General features: G+C 71.5%; 14 protein-coding genes. 8 read left to right on the top strand and 6 right to left on the bottom strand.

The genetic code is table 11. The features are described 5' to 3' along the window. Positions 1–96: 96 nt before the first annotated feature. Together ACIBTU_RS26440 and ACIBTU_RS26435 are read right to left on the bottom strand one after the other, a co-directional pair. Complete coding sequence (locus ACIBTU_RS26440; RefSeq protein ID WP_399128937.1) at positions 97–1674, bottom strand: sodium:solute symporter family protein; 1578 nt, start codon at positions 1672–1674, stop codon at positions 97–99. A gap of 349 nt (positions 1675–2023) precedes the next feature. Next, entirely contained in the window at positions 2024–2833 is an 810-nt protein-coding gene (locus tag ACIBTU_RS26435) for an SDR family oxidoreductase (protein WP_399128935.1), read from the bottom strand. Between the two features lie 94 nt (positions 2834–2927). On the opposite strand from ACIBTU_RS26435, the gene ACIBTU_RS26430 reads away from it, so the two are divergent. Further along, a complete protein-coding gene (locus tag ACIBTU_RS26430) occupies positions 2928–3776 on the top strand; it encodes a hypothetical protein (RefSeq protein ID WP_399128934.1) in 849 nt (282 codons plus the stop codon). A gap of 120 nt (positions 3777–3896) precedes the next feature. Here the strand turns inward: ACIBTU_RS26430 and ACIBTU_RS26425 are convergent, their stop codons facing one another. The 3 genes from ACIBTU_RS26425 to ACIBTU_RS26415 form a co-directional block, all read right to left on the bottom strand. Then, positions 3897–4097: a DUF397 domain-containing protein gene (locus tag ACIBTU_RS26425; protein ID WP_188338362.1), complete on the bottom strand. Its 201-nt coding sequence runs from the start codon at positions 4095–4097 to the stop codon at positions 3897–3899. A 236-nt stretch (positions 4098–4333) separates the two neighbouring features. Next, on the bottom strand, positions 4334–5191 hold the full coding sequence (locus ACIBTU_RS26420) for a helix-turn-helix domain-containing protein (protein ID WP_399128933.1): 858 nt from the start codon (positions 5189–5191) through the stop codon (positions 4334–4336). 330 nt (positions 5192–5521) lie between these two features. Beyond that, positions 5522–6259 carry a GPP34 family phosphoprotein gene (locus ACIBTU_RS26415; protein WP_399128932.1) on the bottom strand — a complete coding sequence of 246 codons (738 nt, stop codon included), beginning with the start codon at positions 6257–6259 and terminating at the stop codon, positions 5522–5524. Positions 6260–6463: 204 nt separating this feature from the next. On the opposite strand from ACIBTU_RS26415, the gene ACIBTU_RS26410 reads away from it, so the two are divergent. The 3 genes from ACIBTU_RS26410 to ACIBTU_RS26400 all read left to right on the top strand — a co-directional run bounded on the left by ACIBTU_RS26410 (position 6464) and on the right by ACIBTU_RS26400 (position 11524). Then, on the top strand, positions 6464–9052 hold the full coding sequence (locus ACIBTU_RS26410; RefSeq protein WP_399128931.1) for a D-alanyl-D-alanine carboxypeptidase: 2589 nt from the start codon (positions 6464–6466) through the stop codon (positions 9050–9052). Between the two features lie 166 nt (positions 9053–9218). Beyond that, positions 9219–11042 (top strand): MFS transporter, encoded by a 1824-nt coding sequence (locus tag ACIBTU_RS26405; protein WP_399128930.1) that lies wholly within the window; start codon positions 9219–9221, stop codon positions 11040–11042. Between the two features lie 134 nt (positions 11043–11176). Further along, on the top strand, positions 11177–11524 hold the full coding sequence (locus ACIBTU_RS26400; protein ID WP_399128929.1) for a DoxX family protein: 348 nt from the start codon (positions 11177–11179) through the stop codon (positions 11522–11524). A 25-nt stretch (positions 11525–11549) separates the two neighbouring features. Here ACIBTU_RS26400 and ACIBTU_RS26395 read toward each other — a convergent pair whose 3' ends face one another. Continuing rightward, positions 11550–12137 (bottom strand): GNAT family N-acetyltransferase, encoded by a 588-nt coding sequence (locus ACIBTU_RS26395; protein WP_399128928.1) that lies wholly within the window; start codon positions 12135–12137, stop codon positions 11550–11552. 162 nt (positions 12138–12299) lie between these two features. Between ACIBTU_RS26395 and ACIBTU_RS26390 the strand changes: the two genes are divergently transcribed. From ACIBTU_RS26390 to ACIBTU_RS26375, 4 genes are read left to right on the top strand one after another with little or no spacing between them, the layout of a single operon-like run. Further along, a complete protein-coding gene (locus tag ACIBTU_RS26390; protein WP_399128927.1) occupies positions 12300–13247 on the top strand; it encodes a sugar kinase in 948 nt (315 codons plus the stop codon). Between the two features lie 4 nt (positions 13248–13251). Next, positions 13252–14001, top strand: a complete 750-nt coding sequence (locus ACIBTU_RS26385) for an IclR family transcriptional regulator (RefSeq protein WP_399128926.1) — start codon at positions 13252–13254, stop codon at positions 13999–14001. After that, on the top strand, positions 13989–14612 hold the full coding sequence (locus tag ACIBTU_RS26380) for a bifunctional 4-hydroxy-2-oxoglutarate aldolase/2-dehydro-3-deoxy-phosphogluconate aldolase (RefSeq protein WP_399128925.1): 624 nt from the start codon (positions 13989–13991) through the stop codon (positions 14610–14612). Before ACIBTU_RS26385 ends, ACIBTU_RS26380 begins: the two co-directional genes overlap by 13 nt. A 47-nt stretch (positions 14613–14659) precedes the next feature. Next, entirely contained in the window at positions 14660–15079 is a 420-nt protein-coding gene (locus ACIBTU_RS26375; RefSeq protein WP_399128924.1) for a hypothetical protein, read from the top strand. Positions 15080–15129 lie beyond the last annotated feature (50 nt).

Genomic DNA, 15129 nt, shown 5'->3' with positions numbered 1-15129 from the left:
TGGCCGGGCCCGTCCCTGTCCCCGGGCGCCCTTGCGGGGGTTCGGCGGCATGTGCGCCCTTTGCGAAGGTGTACGAGGATGGCGCGTTCCGTGCGGTCACCCGCGCGGGGCGCCGTCCGTCGCTCCGGCCGCGTCCGTCTGGGCCGGGATCGTGGCGGCGCCCGCCGTGCCGGGGCCGTCGTCGTCGGTGTTGATGCGTTCGATGATCGCGTCGCGCTCGGGGGTGTCCTCCGGCTTCACGTAGCCGATGACGACGTAGAGGACGAGCGAGACGGCCAGCGGGATCGAGACCTGGTACTCGAGCGGGACGCCGCCCTCGACGCTCCAGTTGATCGGGTAGTTGACCAGCCAGAAGGCGAGCAGGCCGAGGCCCCAGCTGGTGAGGGCGGCGGTCGGGCCGGAGCGGCGGAAGGTACGGAGCAGGCCCAGCATCATCGGGATGGCGATGGGGCCCATCAGTCCGGCCACCCACTTGATGACGACGGTGATGATGTCCTTGAACGTGGGGGAGTTGACCTGGGTGGCGACGGCCATGGACAGGCCGAGGAAGACGACTGTCGTGACGCGCGCCGCGATCAGGCCCTTCCGGGAGTTCCAGGCGCGGGCCTTCGCGGAGAGCGCCGGGGCCACGTCGCGGGTGAAGACGGCGGCGATGGCGTTGGCGTCGGAGGAGCACATGGCCATGGTGTGTGAGAAGAAGCCGACGATGACCAGGCCGAGCAGGCCGTGCGGCAGCAGCTGCTCGGTCATCAGGGCGTAGGCGTCGGAGCCGTCGGGCTTCTGGGAGTGCACCAGGAGCGGCGACATCCACATGGGGAAGAAGAGGACCACGGGCCAGACCAGCCACAGCGCGGCGGACAGGCGCGCGGAGCGGGCGGCTTCCTTGGGGGAGGCCGTCGCCATGTAGCGCTGCGCCTGGTTGAGCATGCCGCCGTTGTACTCGAAGAGCTTGATGAAGAGGAACGCGAGCAGGAAGACGGCGCTGTACTGGCCGACCAGCGGTTTGCCGTGCCCGGCGAGCGCGGGCTCGTCCCAGACGCCGAAGAAGCCGCCGTGCGGGCCGAGTTTCGCGACGACCGCGACGAACATGGCGATTCCGGCGAGCAGTTGGATGACGAACTGGCCGAGTTCGGTGAGCGCGTCCGCCCACAGGCCGCCGATCGTGCAGTAGACGGCGGTGATGACACCGGTGATCAGGATGCCCTGGTTGAGGGAGGCGCCGGTGAAGACGGACAGGAGCGTGGCGATGGCCGCCCACTTCGCGCCCACGTCGACGATCTTCAGAAGCATGCCGGACCAGGCCAGCGCCTGCTGGGTGGGCAGGTTGTAGCGGTTTTTGAGGTACTCGAGCGGCGAGGCGACGTGCAGGCGCGAGCGCAGCCGGTTGATGCGGGGCGCGAACAGGCGGGAGCCGATGGCGATGCCGATCGCGATGGGGAAGGACCAGGTGACGAAGGACGTCACGCCGTACGTGTACGCGATGCCGGCGTAGCCGGTGAACATGACGGCGCTGTAGCCCGACATGTGGTGCGAGATGCCGGACAGCCACCAGGGCATCTTTCCGCCGGCCGTGAAGAAGTCCGAGACGTCGTCCACGCGTTTGTGGGACCAGACGCCGATCGCGACCATCACGCCGAAGTAGCCGATGAGTACGGCCCAGTCGAGACTGTTCATGTCCCCCTCCAGGGGTCCGCCTTGTGAACGTGTCGAACGTGTCGGCTCTTCGTCAGTGCGCCCGTGGTGCGTCCGTTCCAGCGGTGTCCCCCTTGCGGGAGTGGGGACGTGGGGGATTGAACCGCCCGTGACGGGGGCCGGTCAAGGCTTCTGGCGGTCATGGATGTGAACGAGGATCAGCAAAGCGAACGATTTTGCGTTTTCGTGACCTCGCGAGGCGTTGTCCCGTCCGTGACGTGGGCCACACCATGAGCGGGCACTTCGTCAGTGAGCCGTGTGCGGGAACGCGAACGACCGCACGGGATGCGGGTCCCGTGCGGTCGCGGAATAACGGAAGGCGGGGCGGTCGTCAGCGCATGAGTTCGCCCGCGTTCACCAGGAGTTGCTGGCCGGTGATGGCGCGGGACCGGTCGGACGCGAGGAACGCCGCCGCGTCCGCCACGTCGCCGTCCGTGGCGAGATCCGGCAGCGCCATCCTCTCGGTGAGCCGGCCGAGCACCTCCTCCTCCGGCACGCCCTCGGTCTGCGCCGTGAACTGGACGAAGGCCTGCACCGGCGGGCCCCACATCCAGCCCGGCAGCACCGTGTTCACCCGGATCCTGTACGGGCCCAGCTCCCGGGCCAGCGAGTACATCGCGCTCGTCAGCGCCCCCTTGGACGCCGCGTACGCCGCCTGCCGCACCTGGGTCGGGGCGGCCACCGAGGACTGCGTGCCGATGATGACCACCGAGCCGCCGTTCTCCTTCAGCGCGGGCAGGCAGGCCCGGGTCATGCGCAGGGTGCCGATCAGGTTCACGTCGACGACCTCGCGCCAGGTCTCGAAGTCGGCGTCCTCCAGACCCCCGAAGTGACTGTCCCAGGCGGCGACATGGACCACCGCGTCCACCCCGCCGAACCGCTCGCGCGCCAGCGCCACCAGCGCCTCGCACTGCCCCTCGTCACCGATGTCCGTCGACCGGTACGCGGTCCTCGTGCCCTCGGGGTCGAGCTCGGCCGCCGCCTTGGCGAGGTTGGCCTCCGTGCGCGCGCCGAGCACCGCGTTGCCGCCGTCGCGCAGCACCGCCGCCGCGACCTGGTGGCCGAGCCCGGCCCCGACCCCGGACACGATCACGGTCTTCCCCGCGAGCGTTCCGCCCGGTCCGCTGGATCCCGTCGTCATCGGTTGCCTCCCGACTCTGGCGCTATATCTGACGGAGCGTCAGAGTAGGGGCGTCGGACGCAGGACGGAACCCTCACGGCAAAAGGGGAACGGCATGAGCGAGGGCGTGGACACCCACAGCGAGACCTATGCGGAACTGGCGGCCGTCGGCCCGTACGGGGTGCGCCCGGGGCACGCGCTGATCACCATGGTCGAGCCGCACCCGGGGCACGAGTACGCGTACAACCGCTGGTACGAGGACGACCACTACTACGCCGGCGCGATGGCCATGCCGTGGATGTACTCCGGCCGCCGCTGGGTCGCCACCCGCGAACTCCAGCAGCTGCGCTACCCGGAGAAGTCGGCGGTCGCCGAACCGGTCACCGCGGGCTGCTACATCTCCACGTACTGGATCACCGAGGGCCGCTACGCCGACCACATGAAGTGGACCGTCGGCATCAACAAGCGGCTCAACCGCGACGGCCGCGTCTACCAGGACCGCACCCACGTCTTCACCGCCTTCCAGGACCACGAGGCGACCGTCTACCGGGACGGCGCCGCGGGCCCCCGCGACTTCCACGCCCTCGACCACCCGTACGCGGGCCTCGTCGTGGAGGTCATCGACGTCGAGAGCCCCGAGCGGCGCGCCGAACTCGTCGAGTGGCTGCGCTCCAGGCACCTGCCGCGGGCCGTGGCCGGGTCACCGGCCGCGATGGTCACGCTCTTCCGGCCCACCCCGCTCCCGGGCGACCGCATGACCTACGTGAAGCAGGTCGAGGGCGTCGACACCCGGCTGACCCTGCTCTGGTTCCTGGAGAAGGACCCGCGTGAGTGCTGGGAGCAGCACTTCGCGGGGCTCGGCGAGGAGGTGGCGCAGGCGGGGCTCGGGGCGCGGGTCGAGCTCATGGCGCCGTTCGTGCCGACGGTGCCGGGCACGGACCGGTACGTGGACCAGCTGCGCTGACACGCGCCGCGGGGTGCCAGGTCCAGGGAACGGCAAAGCCCCCTCGGCCAGGACGGCGGGCCAGTCGAGAGGGCTTCAACAGTGGTGCATATATGAGGGTCGTGCCGTTGCACCTCCGGGTCAGAACGACCCCGTGCTCACCTGGTGCACGAACGCGTTCCAGGTCTCGGGCGCGAAACCGATCATGGGACCTTCGGTGACCTTCGAGTCCCGCACCGCGATCGCGTGCACCACGGGCGACTTGACCTCGACACACGCGCCGTTCCCCGTGGAATACGAGGACTTGATCCAGGATTCCGCGGCGCCCTGCTGGATTGCCATGTTTTGCTCCGGTTCAGACGGTTCAGACAGTGGTCGAATTGCATCCCCGCCTGGAGGTCCAGAGCGGTTCTCGCCAAGGAAGTTGTCCTGATGGCGTGATCGACGCTACTCGCCAACTGACCCGCATGAAGTGGCCGTTCACCCGACCGGATGGCATATTCCATGAGGGACTTCCATTTCTCCGAGGCGAAGGTGTACCGTGCGGCGCCTTTGCCCCGGAGTCTTGGAAGAACCGGCTATCGCGCGTACTCCTTCGCGATGTCGGAGATGAACTGTCGCGATTGATCAACATTCAGTGCCTGTGCCCGGAGATGCTCGTACATGACGCTGTATTTCTGCACGTCATTGGCCTTCTCCAGATAAAGATCACTGGTGACGCCCTCGATGTAGACGACGCTGGAATCCGCGGCGTCCGGGAACTCCAGAATCGCGTACTGGCCGTTCAGACCGGGGTGCGCCCCCATGTCGAACGGAATCACCTGCACGGTGACGTGCGGCAGCTGCGACTGCTCGACCAGGTGCTCCAACTGCTCGCGCATGACGTTCTTGCCGCCCACGGTGCGGCGCAGCGCGGCCTCGTCGAGGACCGTCCACAGGCGCAGCGGGTTCTCCGGGGCCTGGATGCGCTCCTGGCGGCGCATCCGCACCTGGACGCGCTTCTCGATGTCCTGGGAAACCGTTTCTGGAAGCGCGCCGTTGATGAGCGACTCCGCGTAGCCGCGGGTCTGCAGCAGGCCCGGCACGACCTGCGGGTCGTAGATGCGCAGGCTCGCCGCGTCCGTCTCCAGGCCGATGTAGACCGAGTACGGGATGTCGCCGAAGGAGTGCCACCAGCCCTGCTGGCGCGAGTCCTTGGCCATCTGCATCAGCGAGTCCACGATCCGGTGGTCCTCGACCTCGTAGACCCCGCACAGGTCGCGGACGTCACGCTGGCTGATGCTGCGCCGCCCGTTCTCCAGGCGGCTGATCTTCGACTGCGACACCAGCAGGCGCTCGGCGACCTCTTCGGCGGTCATGCCCTTGAGCTCGCGGAGCCGGCGCAGCTCCTGGCCCAGTCGGCGTCGCCTTACGGTGGGATTGACGTTGGACGCCACGGGACGTGCACCTCCGGCTGCGTGCATTTCGTTGTTCCGCATACTTTGCGTATCTGCTGCTCAGCAGATTGCCACTTCGGTCCGTCCCGGCGCTGGGGAATGACGGATATGCGGTGGACAGGCGTGCGGTACGCGGTGCGAACGCGAACGCGCGGGGCGATGAGCCGGGCCGTCGTCCGGACGGCCGGTCCATCACCCCGCGCGGTGCAGCGGCTCCCGAACCGGTCCTGGGGACTGAGGTGCGGCGCTGGTGCGGATGTGTCCTGCGTCGGTGCTGCGGTGCCTGTACTGCGGTTCTCGTGCTGCGGTGCCTGTGGTGCGGGCGGCCGCCTAGTGGGCCACGGCGCGTGCCATGGCCCCGTGGTGCGGCTGCATCGGAACACCCCTGGCCGGCTCCGGTGCGCCCCGGCCCGCCGCGGTGGCGGGCGAACGGCGTGGCTGCGCGGCCACCCCGTTCTGGACGTCCATCACGGCGTGCGCCACGAGACCGCCCATCGGGTCGTGCCTGATCAGGTCCCGCAGCCGGGAGCGGGACGATCGTCCCTCGTTGCCCGGGTACAGGTGCTTGCCGAGACCGACCGCGTGGGCCAGTGCGGCGAGCGCCGCGGTCCGTGGGTCCGGCGGTACGCCGGTACGGATCGCCGAGTCCAGCCGGGTCCTGATCTCCCGGCTGATGGCCGTGTCCGTCGCCTGGTAGCGAGTCGTCGGCAGCACTCCGCACATCTGGCCGGCCACGGCATGCACCATGCCGCACCGCTCCAGATGCGAGAGATACGTCTGGCGCAGCCCGAGGCGGGGCCCGCCGATCCAGTGGACCGCCCGCACCGGAGCGCCACGCCTTCGCAGCAACTCCAACGCGCAGTCCAGTGTCGGATCTCCAGTCGGCCGTGGCACCACCACGGCGATACGATCCCCGTCTGGGGCTATCCGTCCGGCCAGCGCCAGCTCTACTAGCTGTGCACCGGCCAGACCGAGGTCGAGCGACTGCGGCTGCGCTGTGGTACCCGTGGTCGGGTCCAGAGCGAGCAACAGAAGCTCCTCCGGAATCGTTCTGCGGCTCTTGCCCATCCATGCCTCCCCGCGTGGATGAATGACAGGGTGACCCCTCTCACATTGGTCTGTCGAGAGCACGTGGGGAGTTTGGGCGGGAACCAGTAGGTATGTCGTTCTCGTCTACCCCTGGGGTCAAGCCCCCAGCACAGGACACTGGTACATGGTTCGGACAGGGCTGGACTGTCCGGCGCTAAGTGGTGAGCGGTCGAGGAGGCATCGGTGGCGGGGACCCCCGACAGGTCGGAGAAGCAGGCGCCGGGCGAGGACCCGCGCCTCGCGGTGGCGCGTTCGCGGGAGAAGCCCGTGGCGCCGGCGGGCGTGGATCAGGCGACGGCGGTGTTCTCCGTCCGGGACGTGACCGAGGGCTCCGCCGGTTCCGCGGAGTCGGCGGAGCCGGTGCCGGAGCCCGAGTCGACGGAGCCGGAGTCGGAGGCGGAGGCGGCGGGTGACGCGCGGCTGCGGGCAGCCGTGGCCGCCTGGGTCTCCTCCGACACGCCCCCGGTGCCCCCGGCCCGGGAGGAACCGTCCGAGGAGGCCTCTGAGGACGCCTCTGAGGAGATCTCTGAGGACGCGCCCGAGGACGCGACCGAGGGTGCCGCCGACGACGCCCCTGCCGACGCTCCTGAGGACGCGGAGCCGAAGGCGGAGACCGAGGACCAGCCTGCCGAGCCGAAGCCGGAGCCGGAGGCGGAGGCGGACGTCGAGCCCGCCGAACCGGAGGCCGAGTCGACGGACGACGCGGACGAGGAGCCCGAGCCGGCCGACGCCGAGCCTGTCGAGCCGAAGGCGGACGCGGAGCCGAAGGACGAGGGCGAGGCCGAGGACCAGCCTGCCGAGCCGAAGGCGGACGCCGAGCCGGAAGCCAAGCCTGCCGAGCCGGAGGACAAGCCCGCCGAGCCGGAGGCTGAGCCTGCCGCGCCGAAGGCGGACGTCGAGCCGGAGGCGGACGACAAGGCCGACGCCGAGTCCGCCGAGCCGAAGGCCGACGCTGAGCCGAAGGCCAAGGCCGACGACAAGCCTGCCGTCGATCAGGCCACCGCCGTCTTCAAGGCCGTCGCCCCGCCGAAGGCCGAAGACAAGCCCGCCGAGCCGAAGGCAAAGGCCGAGGAGAAGCCCGCCGAGTCGAAGGCCGATGGCAAGCCGAAGGCGGACGGCGAGCCGAAGGCTGACGACAAGGCCGACGAGGCCGAGCCCGCCGAGCCGAAAGCCGACGCCGAGCCGAAGGCTGACGGCAAGAAGTCGAAGGCCGACGACAAGCCCGCCCTCGACCAGGCCACCGCCGTCTTCAAGGCCGTCGCCCCGCCGAAGGTGGACCAGCCGACGACCATGCTGAAGTCGCCGGCCGCGAAGAACCCCGCGCCCGCCGCGAAGGCGCCCACGGCCAAGCCTCAGCCGACCCCCGAGCACGAAGCCGAGCGCACCAGCAGGTTCGTACCGCTGAAGCGGGACGCCCCGGCGCCCGCGCCCGAGCTGGACACCCCCGAGCGCACGACCCAGCAGCCGCTTCCCCCGAAGCCCCCGCTGGACCTCCTGGCCGAGCTGACGAACACCCCGCCGCCCGCGGAGACCGGCGTCCGCACCGTCGTGCGCCGCGTCAAGATCTGGACCCCGCTGGTCATCCTGCTGATCGTCGCGTTTGCGATCGTGCAGGCCGTCCGCCCCCTCCCGGCCCCGACCCTGGCGCTCACCGCCCAGGAGACGGTGTCGTTCGAGGGCGACAAGCCCAGCGTGCCGTGGCCCACCCAGGGCCAGGCCGCGATGGACGTCAACGGCATCGGCACCTTCGGCACCTCCGGCGACCAGAAGCCCGTACCGATCGCCAGCATCGCCAAGGTCATGACGGTCTACCTGATCCTGCGCGACCACCCGGTCAAGTCGGTCGCGGACAGCCCGAAGATCCCCGTCGACGCCGCCGCGCAGAAGCACTACGAGACCGGCAAGGCGGAGAACGAGTCGGTGGTCAAGGTCACCGAGGGCCAGAAGATCTCCGAGTACGAGGCGCTGCAGGCGGTCATGCTGCCGTCCGCCAACAACATCGCGAAGCTGCTCGCCCGCTGGGACACCGGCAGCTCCTCCGAGGACGCGTTCGTCGAGAAGATGAACAAGACCGCGAAGGAGCTGGGGATGAAGAACACCACCTACACGGACCCCAGCGGCCTGGACAAGACGACCGTCTCGACCGCCGAGGACCTGGTGAAGCTGGGCCGCGCCGCGATGGAGAACCCGACGTTCCGCGAGATCGCCCGCCAGCCCAGCTACATGGACCTCAACGGCGAGAAGCAGAACAACTTCTTCGGCCTGGTCCCGACCGTCGCGATCGGCATCAAGACCGGCACGACCACCGCGGCCGGCGGCAACATCCTGTTCGCCGCGGAGAAGGAGGTCGACGGCAAGCGCCAGGTGATCATCGGCGCCGCCCTCGGCCAGTTCGGCAAGCCCGGCGTGGCCAACATCGACGAGGTCACCGGCGTGGTCCGCGGCCTCATCGAGTCCGGCCAGGAGGCGCTGACCGCCAAGAAGATCGTCAAGAAGGGCGATGTCGTCGGCCAGGTCGACGACGGCCTCGGCGGCACGACCCCGGTCGTCGCGACGAAGGACGTCTCCGCGGTCGGTTGGTCCGGCCTGACGGTCAAGCTGCGGCTGGACGCGGAGAAGGGCAAGGCGATCCCGCACACGGCGAAGGCCGGCACGGTGGTCGGCGTGCTCAGCGTCGGCGACGGCAAGAACGACGCCGTCGAGGTCCCGGTCGCCCTCCAGAGCGATCTGGCCGAACCGGGCTTCGGCGCGAAGATCAAGCGCATCGCCTAGCCCCCCGGGGCGCGGCGGAAGACGGAAGGAAGGCCGGGCGCGCGTCGTGCCCGGCCTTCTCGGCGCCCGCGCGCAGGCCGCGTGCTAGCGTCGCGAGACCGGGGCGTGGACGTTCCCTCGGTCGGCGGGATCGGTGACGACGACGGAACGTACGGGAGTGTCAGCAGTGGCCACAGCGGAGCCGACGCGCACCGACGACGATCCCGGCACGGACACGGGCAGCGTCCGAATAGGGCCTCCCGGGACACAGGACACCGGCTCCGCCGCACGCGTCTGGCTGCGCCGGGCCGAGCGGCACCCCGTGCTGGTCGCCACGGCGGCCGCCGCAGCGGTCCACCTCCTGTGGTTCTTCACGTTCGCGAACAGTGGCGGTGACCTCGCCGCGCAGGACGCCTGGGCCGAGTTCGTCGGCCGGCACCCCGACTCCGCGTACAACCTCGCCTGGTACGGCGGCATGCACCCGGTCTCGTACAGCGTGGTGTCCCCGTATCTGATGTCCGTGCTCGGTGTGCGGACGACGATGATGATCGCCGGGACGCTCTCCGCGGCGCTGCTGACGATGATCCTGATCCGGACGCGGGTCGTCGCGCGCCCGCTGTGGCCCGCGCTCGCCGGCGTCTTCGCGCTGCTGTGCAACGCGGCGTCGGGCCGCGTCACGTTCGGGCTCGGCATGGCGTTCGGCCTCGCCGCGGTCGCCGCCGTGTTCTGCTGGCCGTACCGCTGGCGCTACCGGCGCTGGGCGAAGGCCGCCGTCGCCGCGCCGCTCGCAGGGCTCGCGACGGCCTGCTCGCCGGTGGCCGGCCTGTTCGTGGGCCTCGTCGCGGTGGCCCTGTTCCTGCAGAAGCGGCGCCCCGGCGCGTACGCGCTCGGGCTCGCGCCGGCCGCCGTGGTCGGACTCTCGGCCTGGCTGTTCCCGTTCTCCGGCACCCAGCCGATGTCGTTCGGGTCGGCGCTGCTGCCGCTCGTGTACGGCGTCCTCTGCTACCTGCTGGTGCCCAAGGAATGGGTGACGGTCCGGATCACCTCCGCCGTCTACAGCCTCTCCGTGCTGCTCGTCTGGCTGATCAGCTCGCAGATCGGGTCGAACATCACGCGGCTCCCGATGCTGTTCGCCGGGGTCGCGCTGCTCGCCGCGCTGCCGTTCACCGTGCCGCGTTCGCGCAAGTGGTACGTCATCGTCGTCACGTTCGCCGGCATGAACCTGTGGGTCGGCTTCAAGTCCGTCGACGACGTCGTCCACACCACCCCGGCCGCCTCCTGGGCCCGCGAACTGGCCCCGCTGGTCAACGAGCTGCAGGAGGTCAAGGCCGAGCGCGGCCGCGTCGAGGTCGTCCCGGCCCGCTCCCACCGCGAGGCCTCCGCGCTCGCCCCGTACGTGAACCTGGCGCGCGGCTGGACCCGCCAGGCCGACATGAAGCGCAACCCGCTCTTCTACGACGACACCCTGAACGCGGCGAACTACCACGACTGGCTGGAGCGCTGGGCCGTGCACTACGTGGTGCTGCCCAAGGGCGAGCCCGACGGGGACGGCGGCGAGCGCGAGCGGGAGCTGGTGCTGCGCGGCCTGCCGTATCTGCGCCAGGTGTGGGGCGACGCGAACTGGCAGCTGTTCGCCGTCACCGACCCCACGCCGATGGCCGAGCCGAACGCGGTGGTCGACGCCGCCGAGCAGAGCGAGCTGACCATCGAGGTCACCGAGCCGGGCCGGATCCTCATCCGCGTCCTGTACTCGCCGTGGCTGTCGGTCGTCGACGAGAACGGCGACAGCCTCGGCAGGCCGCAGGAGACGGAGGCCTCGAAGCGGGCCCGCGAGCGGGACGACAGCCTGCCCAAGAAGTACGCGAACGAGCACGGCTGCCTCATGGAGGCCGAGGAGGACGCCTCCGGCGACCGCTGGACCGAGCTCCTCGCCCCCCGCGCCGGCACCTACCGCCTGGCGGCCCCGGTCAAGATCCCCCGCGGCACCCCGTGCCCGGAGGAACTCCAGTAGGCACCTCGCGCAGTCATTTCTCGCGCGCACGGCATGTGGCGGGCGTCACATGTCGTGCGCTGTCACATCCGTGCGGTGCGGCGGGTCGAGGGGGTGAGGTTCCCGCAGCGGGGGCCCGAACCGAGGAGTGCCTGATGTCCGTCGCCCATGTCGTCGTCACCGTGTTCGCCGCCGTCCTGGTCGGCTTCTCCGCCGTGTCCGTCTTCACCCGCGCCCCCTGGGTGGTCAAGCCGATCGCCGACTACGGGATCCCGGCCGCCTGGATGCCGTGGCTGGGCACCGCGAAGGCCGCCGGCGCGCTGGGCCTGCTCACCGGGCTCGTCGTCCCCGCGCTCGGCACGGCCGCCGCGATCGGTCTGATCCTGTACTTCACCGGGGCCGTCATCGCGGTGGCGCGGGCCCGCTGGTTCTCGCACCTGGCGTTCCCGCTCGTGTACGCGGCCCCGGTGGTCGCCGCGCTGGTCCTCGCCCAGGTCGCCTAGGCGCCCAGGGCCTCTCGTTCGGGCCCTAGGCCCGCGTGTCCTGGATGCGGACGTGGACGTGCATGTCGTGCCAGCCGTCGGTGTGCAGCGCGGAGCTGCGCCGGGTGCCCTCCAGTGCGTAGCCGGCCTTCTCGGCGACCCGGCAGGACGGCTCGTTGTGGGTGGAGTGCAGGAGGTCGATGCGGTGGAAGCCGGCCGCCAGGGCCCAGTCCGTCAGCGTGGTCAGGGTCTTGGGGGCGGCACCCTGGCCGCGGGCCTCGGGCAGCATCCAGTACCCGATCTCCGCGACGCCCTCCACGAGGTCCATCGCGCGCAGCGCCATCCGGCCGAGCGGGGCGCCGTCGGCGGCCCGCGCCACGATCCACTGCGCGGCGGTCTCCTCCCGCCAGCCGCGCAGGACCTCCTCGATCCACTCGAGCGCCTCGTCGCGGGAGTCCATCGTGCGGGCGTGCCAGAACTGGAGCGCCGGGTCCTGGAACGCGGCGTGGACCGCGTCCGCGTCGGACGGTTCGGCCGGGCGGAGCAGGAGGGTCCCGTCGGCGGTGGGCAGGGTCGGCTGCGGGACGGAGGAGAAGGTGCCGGGCTTGATCGTGTTCACGAGAGCTGAGGGCATGCCCGCATCATGGCGACTCCGCCGCCCCGTCGCACCCGAGATTCGCAGCGCAAGTGGTCTGACCTGCGGGAATGGCGCGTGTTGCAACATGTGCACGCCTGTTGCGCGACGCTTGTTACGGTCGGCCGGACCGGACGGAGCGCTACGAGGAAGGGGCCGCCCATGCACCCGCCCATGCACCCGCATCCACCGGAAGTGCTCTGCGTCGGCGAGACGATGGCGCAGGTGACACCCGTCGACGGCGGCGGCCTCGAACGCGGCACCACGGCCCGCCTCGCCGTCGCGGGCGCCGAGTCCACCGTCGCCCAGTACCTCGCCGACCTCGGCCACCGCACCGCGTGGCGGAGCCGGGTCGGCGACGACCCCTTCGGGCGGCGCATCCGCACGGCCGTCGCGGCGCGCGGCGTCGACGTCACCGGCGTGCGCACCGACCCCTCGGCCCCGACCGGCGTCTACTTCAAGGACCCCGCGCCCGACGGCGGCACCCGCGTCCACTACTACCGCGCGGGCTCGGCCGCCTCCCGGATGACGGCCGCCGACGCCCACGCCGTCGACTTCACGGGCGTACGGCTCCTGCACCTGACCGGCGTCACCCCGGCCCTGTCCGAGGGGTGCGCCGCGCTCGTGGCGGCGCTCATGGACCGGGCGGGCGCGGCCGGGACCCGGATCTCCTTCGACGTCAACCACCGCCCGGCGCTGTGGAGTTCACCCGAGACCGCGGCGGCGGAACTGCTCGGGCTCGCTCGCCGGGCCGATGTCGTCCTGGTCGGCCGCGACGAGGCGGAGGCCCTGTGGGACACGCCCACGGCGCGGGACATTCGCGATCACCTCTCCCCGCGCGGCGTCCTCGTGGTCAAGGACGGCGCGGTCGGCGCGACGGAACTCGTGGGCGAGGAGAGGGAGTTCGTGCCCGCACCGGTCGTGGAGGTCGTCGAGGCCGTAGGCGCGGGGGACGCGTTCGCCGCGGGCTATCTGAGCGGACTGCTCCGCGAGCTGCCCGCCCCCGCCCGCCTCGCCCTCGGCCACCGTCTGGCCGCCCGCACGCTGAGCAGCGTCGAGGACTACGTACCGGCCGCCGGTGCGCGGGCCGTCGATGCGGAAGGACAGTGACACCGTGTCGCAGACGGTCCGCAGGGCCATCGACATCCTGGAGTTCGTCGCCCGCGAACCCCGCACCCAGTCGCAGGTCGGCGAGCACCTCGGCGTGCACCGCTCCACCGCGCTGCGCCTCCTGGAGTCCCTCACCGACGGCGGTCTCGCGCGCCGGCTGCCCGACGGCCGGTACGGGATCGGCCTGCGCCTGACGGGCCTCGCGCGGCTGGCCGAGGAGCAGTTCGGGCTGACCGACGTGGCGCGCGAGCATCTGCGCGGGCTCGGCGCCCGCACCGGCCACACCGTGCACCTCGCCGCGCTGGAGGACGACCGGATCGTCTACGCCGACAAGATCGACCCGGTCGACGGCATCCGTCTCTACGCCGAGATCGGCCGCCCCGTGACCCTGCACACGGCGGGCGTCGCGAAGGCGGTCCTCGCGCACCTGCCGCCCGAACGGGCCGCCGCGATCCTCGCGGCGTCCTGCGACTTCGCCCCGCACACCGCGACGACGGTCACCGACCCGGCCGCGCACCGCGTGGTGCTCGACGCGACGCGGGCCCGGGGCTGGGCCGTCGACGACGGCGAGTACGAGGACTACGTGAACTGCCTCGCCGCGCCCGTACGGGACAGCGGTGGCGCGGTCGTCGGGGCCGTCTCCGTCACGGCACTCAAGGCGCGCGCCGACCTGACCGCACTGGAGTCCGGCGTCCTGCCGGACCTGCTGTCCACCGCCGCGACGATCTCCGAGGAGCTGGGATGGCGCCCCTGAATCCGTCGTTCGAGGAGCTGTTCGCCGGGGTGCCGGTGATGGCGATCCTGCGCGGGATGCCCGCCGACCGCACCGTCGAACTCGCCGTCCGCGCCTGGGAGCTGGGCATCGAGTGCGTCGAGGTGCCGGTGCAGGACGAGGCGGCCGGACGGGTCCTCGCCGAGGTCGTCGCGGCCGGGTCCGAGCGCGGCAAGCCGGTCGGCGCGGGCACGGTCACGTCGGCGGAGCGGCTGGCGCGGGCGGTGGCGGCGGGTGCCGCGTTCACGGTCGCGCCGGGACTCGACGCGGAGGTGGCGCGGGCCAGCGTGGCGGCCGGGCTTCCGCATCTGCCCGGGGTCGCCACGCCCACCGACGTGCAGGCCGCGCGGGCCCTCGGCCTCGACTGGCTGAAGGCGTTCCCGGCGAGCGTGCTCGGGGCCGGCTGGTTCCGGGCGATGCGGGGCCCGTTCCCGGAGGTGCCGTTCGTGGCGACGGGCGGGATCGACGCGGAGAACGCGGCCGCGTACCTGGCCGCCGGGGCGCGGGTCGTCGCGGTCGGCTCGGCCCTGGAGGACCCGGAGCAACTGCCCCGGCTCGCCGCGCTGCTGAGTCGCGTACCCAGGCCGAACTGAGTACGAGCGCGCTGTCGCGGCCCGGCGGCGCCCGCGATGCTGAGGCCATGAGCAGATCCTCTTCCTCCGCAGGCCGCCGCACGGCGCTCGTGTCCCTCGCCGTGGCCGGTTGCGCGGCGGCCGCGTGGGCCGCCTGGCTCGGCTGGGACCAGACGCGCGACGTGCACCCCGACGGCTCGGTCACGGGCCCGTACGAGGCCTGGCAGGTCGTCGGCCTGGTCCTGGCCCTGCTGGTCCCGGCCGGCTGGGCGACCCTGCGCGGGCATGCCCGGGCCGTCGTCGTCGGCACGACCGCGGGCCTGGCGGTCGCCGCCGGCTACGACTGGTCGGACGACGCCAGCGGGCTGTTCATGGTCGGCGTGACCATGCTGGTCATCGGGTCGCTGGCCGGGACGGCGCTGGTCACCGCGGTGATCAACGGAGTGACCGGCGCGGTACGGGGCTGGGGCCGGCGCCCGGCGCACTGACACCCGGCCCGGCGCACTGAAGGCCGCCGGGCCGCCGTCACTCACTCACT

This window comes from Streptomyces sp. NPDC050145 (genome assembly GCF_044460245.1).
GTDB lineage: Bacteria > Actinomycetota > Actinomycetes > Streptomycetales > Streptomycetaceae > Streptomyces.
The sequence above is the reverse complement of the archived record's forward strand: the minus strand, read 5'-3'. Positions and strand labels throughout refer to the sequence as shown.

Bases quoted from the DNA above. Each gene is read 5' to 3' on its own strand.
- ACIBTU_RS26380 (WP_399128925.1), top strand. From the start codon at position 13,989: ATGGCGCCCCTGAATCCGTCGTTCGAGGAGCTGTTCGCCGGGGTGCCG.
- ACIBTU_RS26390 (WP_399128927.1), top strand. From the start codon at position 12,300: ATGCACCCGCCCATGCACCCGCATCCACCGGAAGTGCTCTGCGTCGGC.
- ACIBTU_RS26400 (WP_399128929.1), top strand. From the start codon at position 11,177: ATGTCCGTCGCCCATGTCGTCGTCACCGTGTTCGCCGCCGTCCTGGTC.
- ACIBTU_RS26440 (WP_399128937.1), bottom strand. From the start codon at position 1,674: ATGAACAGTCTCGACTGGGCCGTACTCATCGGCTACTTCGGCGTGATG.
- ACIBTU_RS26435 (WP_399128935.1), bottom strand. From the start codon at position 2,833: ATGACGACGGGATCCAGCGGACCGGGCGGAACGCTCGCGGGGAAGACC.
- ACIBTU_RS26430 (WP_399128934.1), top strand. From the start codon at position 2,928: ATGAGCGAGGGCGTGGACACCCACAGCGAGACCTATGCGGAACTGGCG.
- ACIBTU_RS26415 (WP_399128932.1), bottom strand. From the start codon at position 6,259: ATGGGCAAGAGCCGCAGAACGATTCCGGAGGAGCTTCTGTTGCTCGCT.
- ACIBTU_RS26395 (WP_399128928.1), bottom strand. From the start codon at position 12,137: ATGCCCTCAGCTCTCGTGAACACGATCAAGCCCGGCACCTTCTCCTCC.
- ACIBTU_RS26375 (WP_399128924.1), top strand. From the start codon at position 14,660: ATGAGCAGATCCTCTTCCTCCGCAGGCCGCCGCACGGCGCTCGTGTCC.
- ACIBTU_RS26425 (WP_188338362.1), bottom strand. From the start codon at position 4,097: ATGGCAATCCAGCAGGGCGCCGCGGAATCCTGGATCAAGTCCTCGTAT.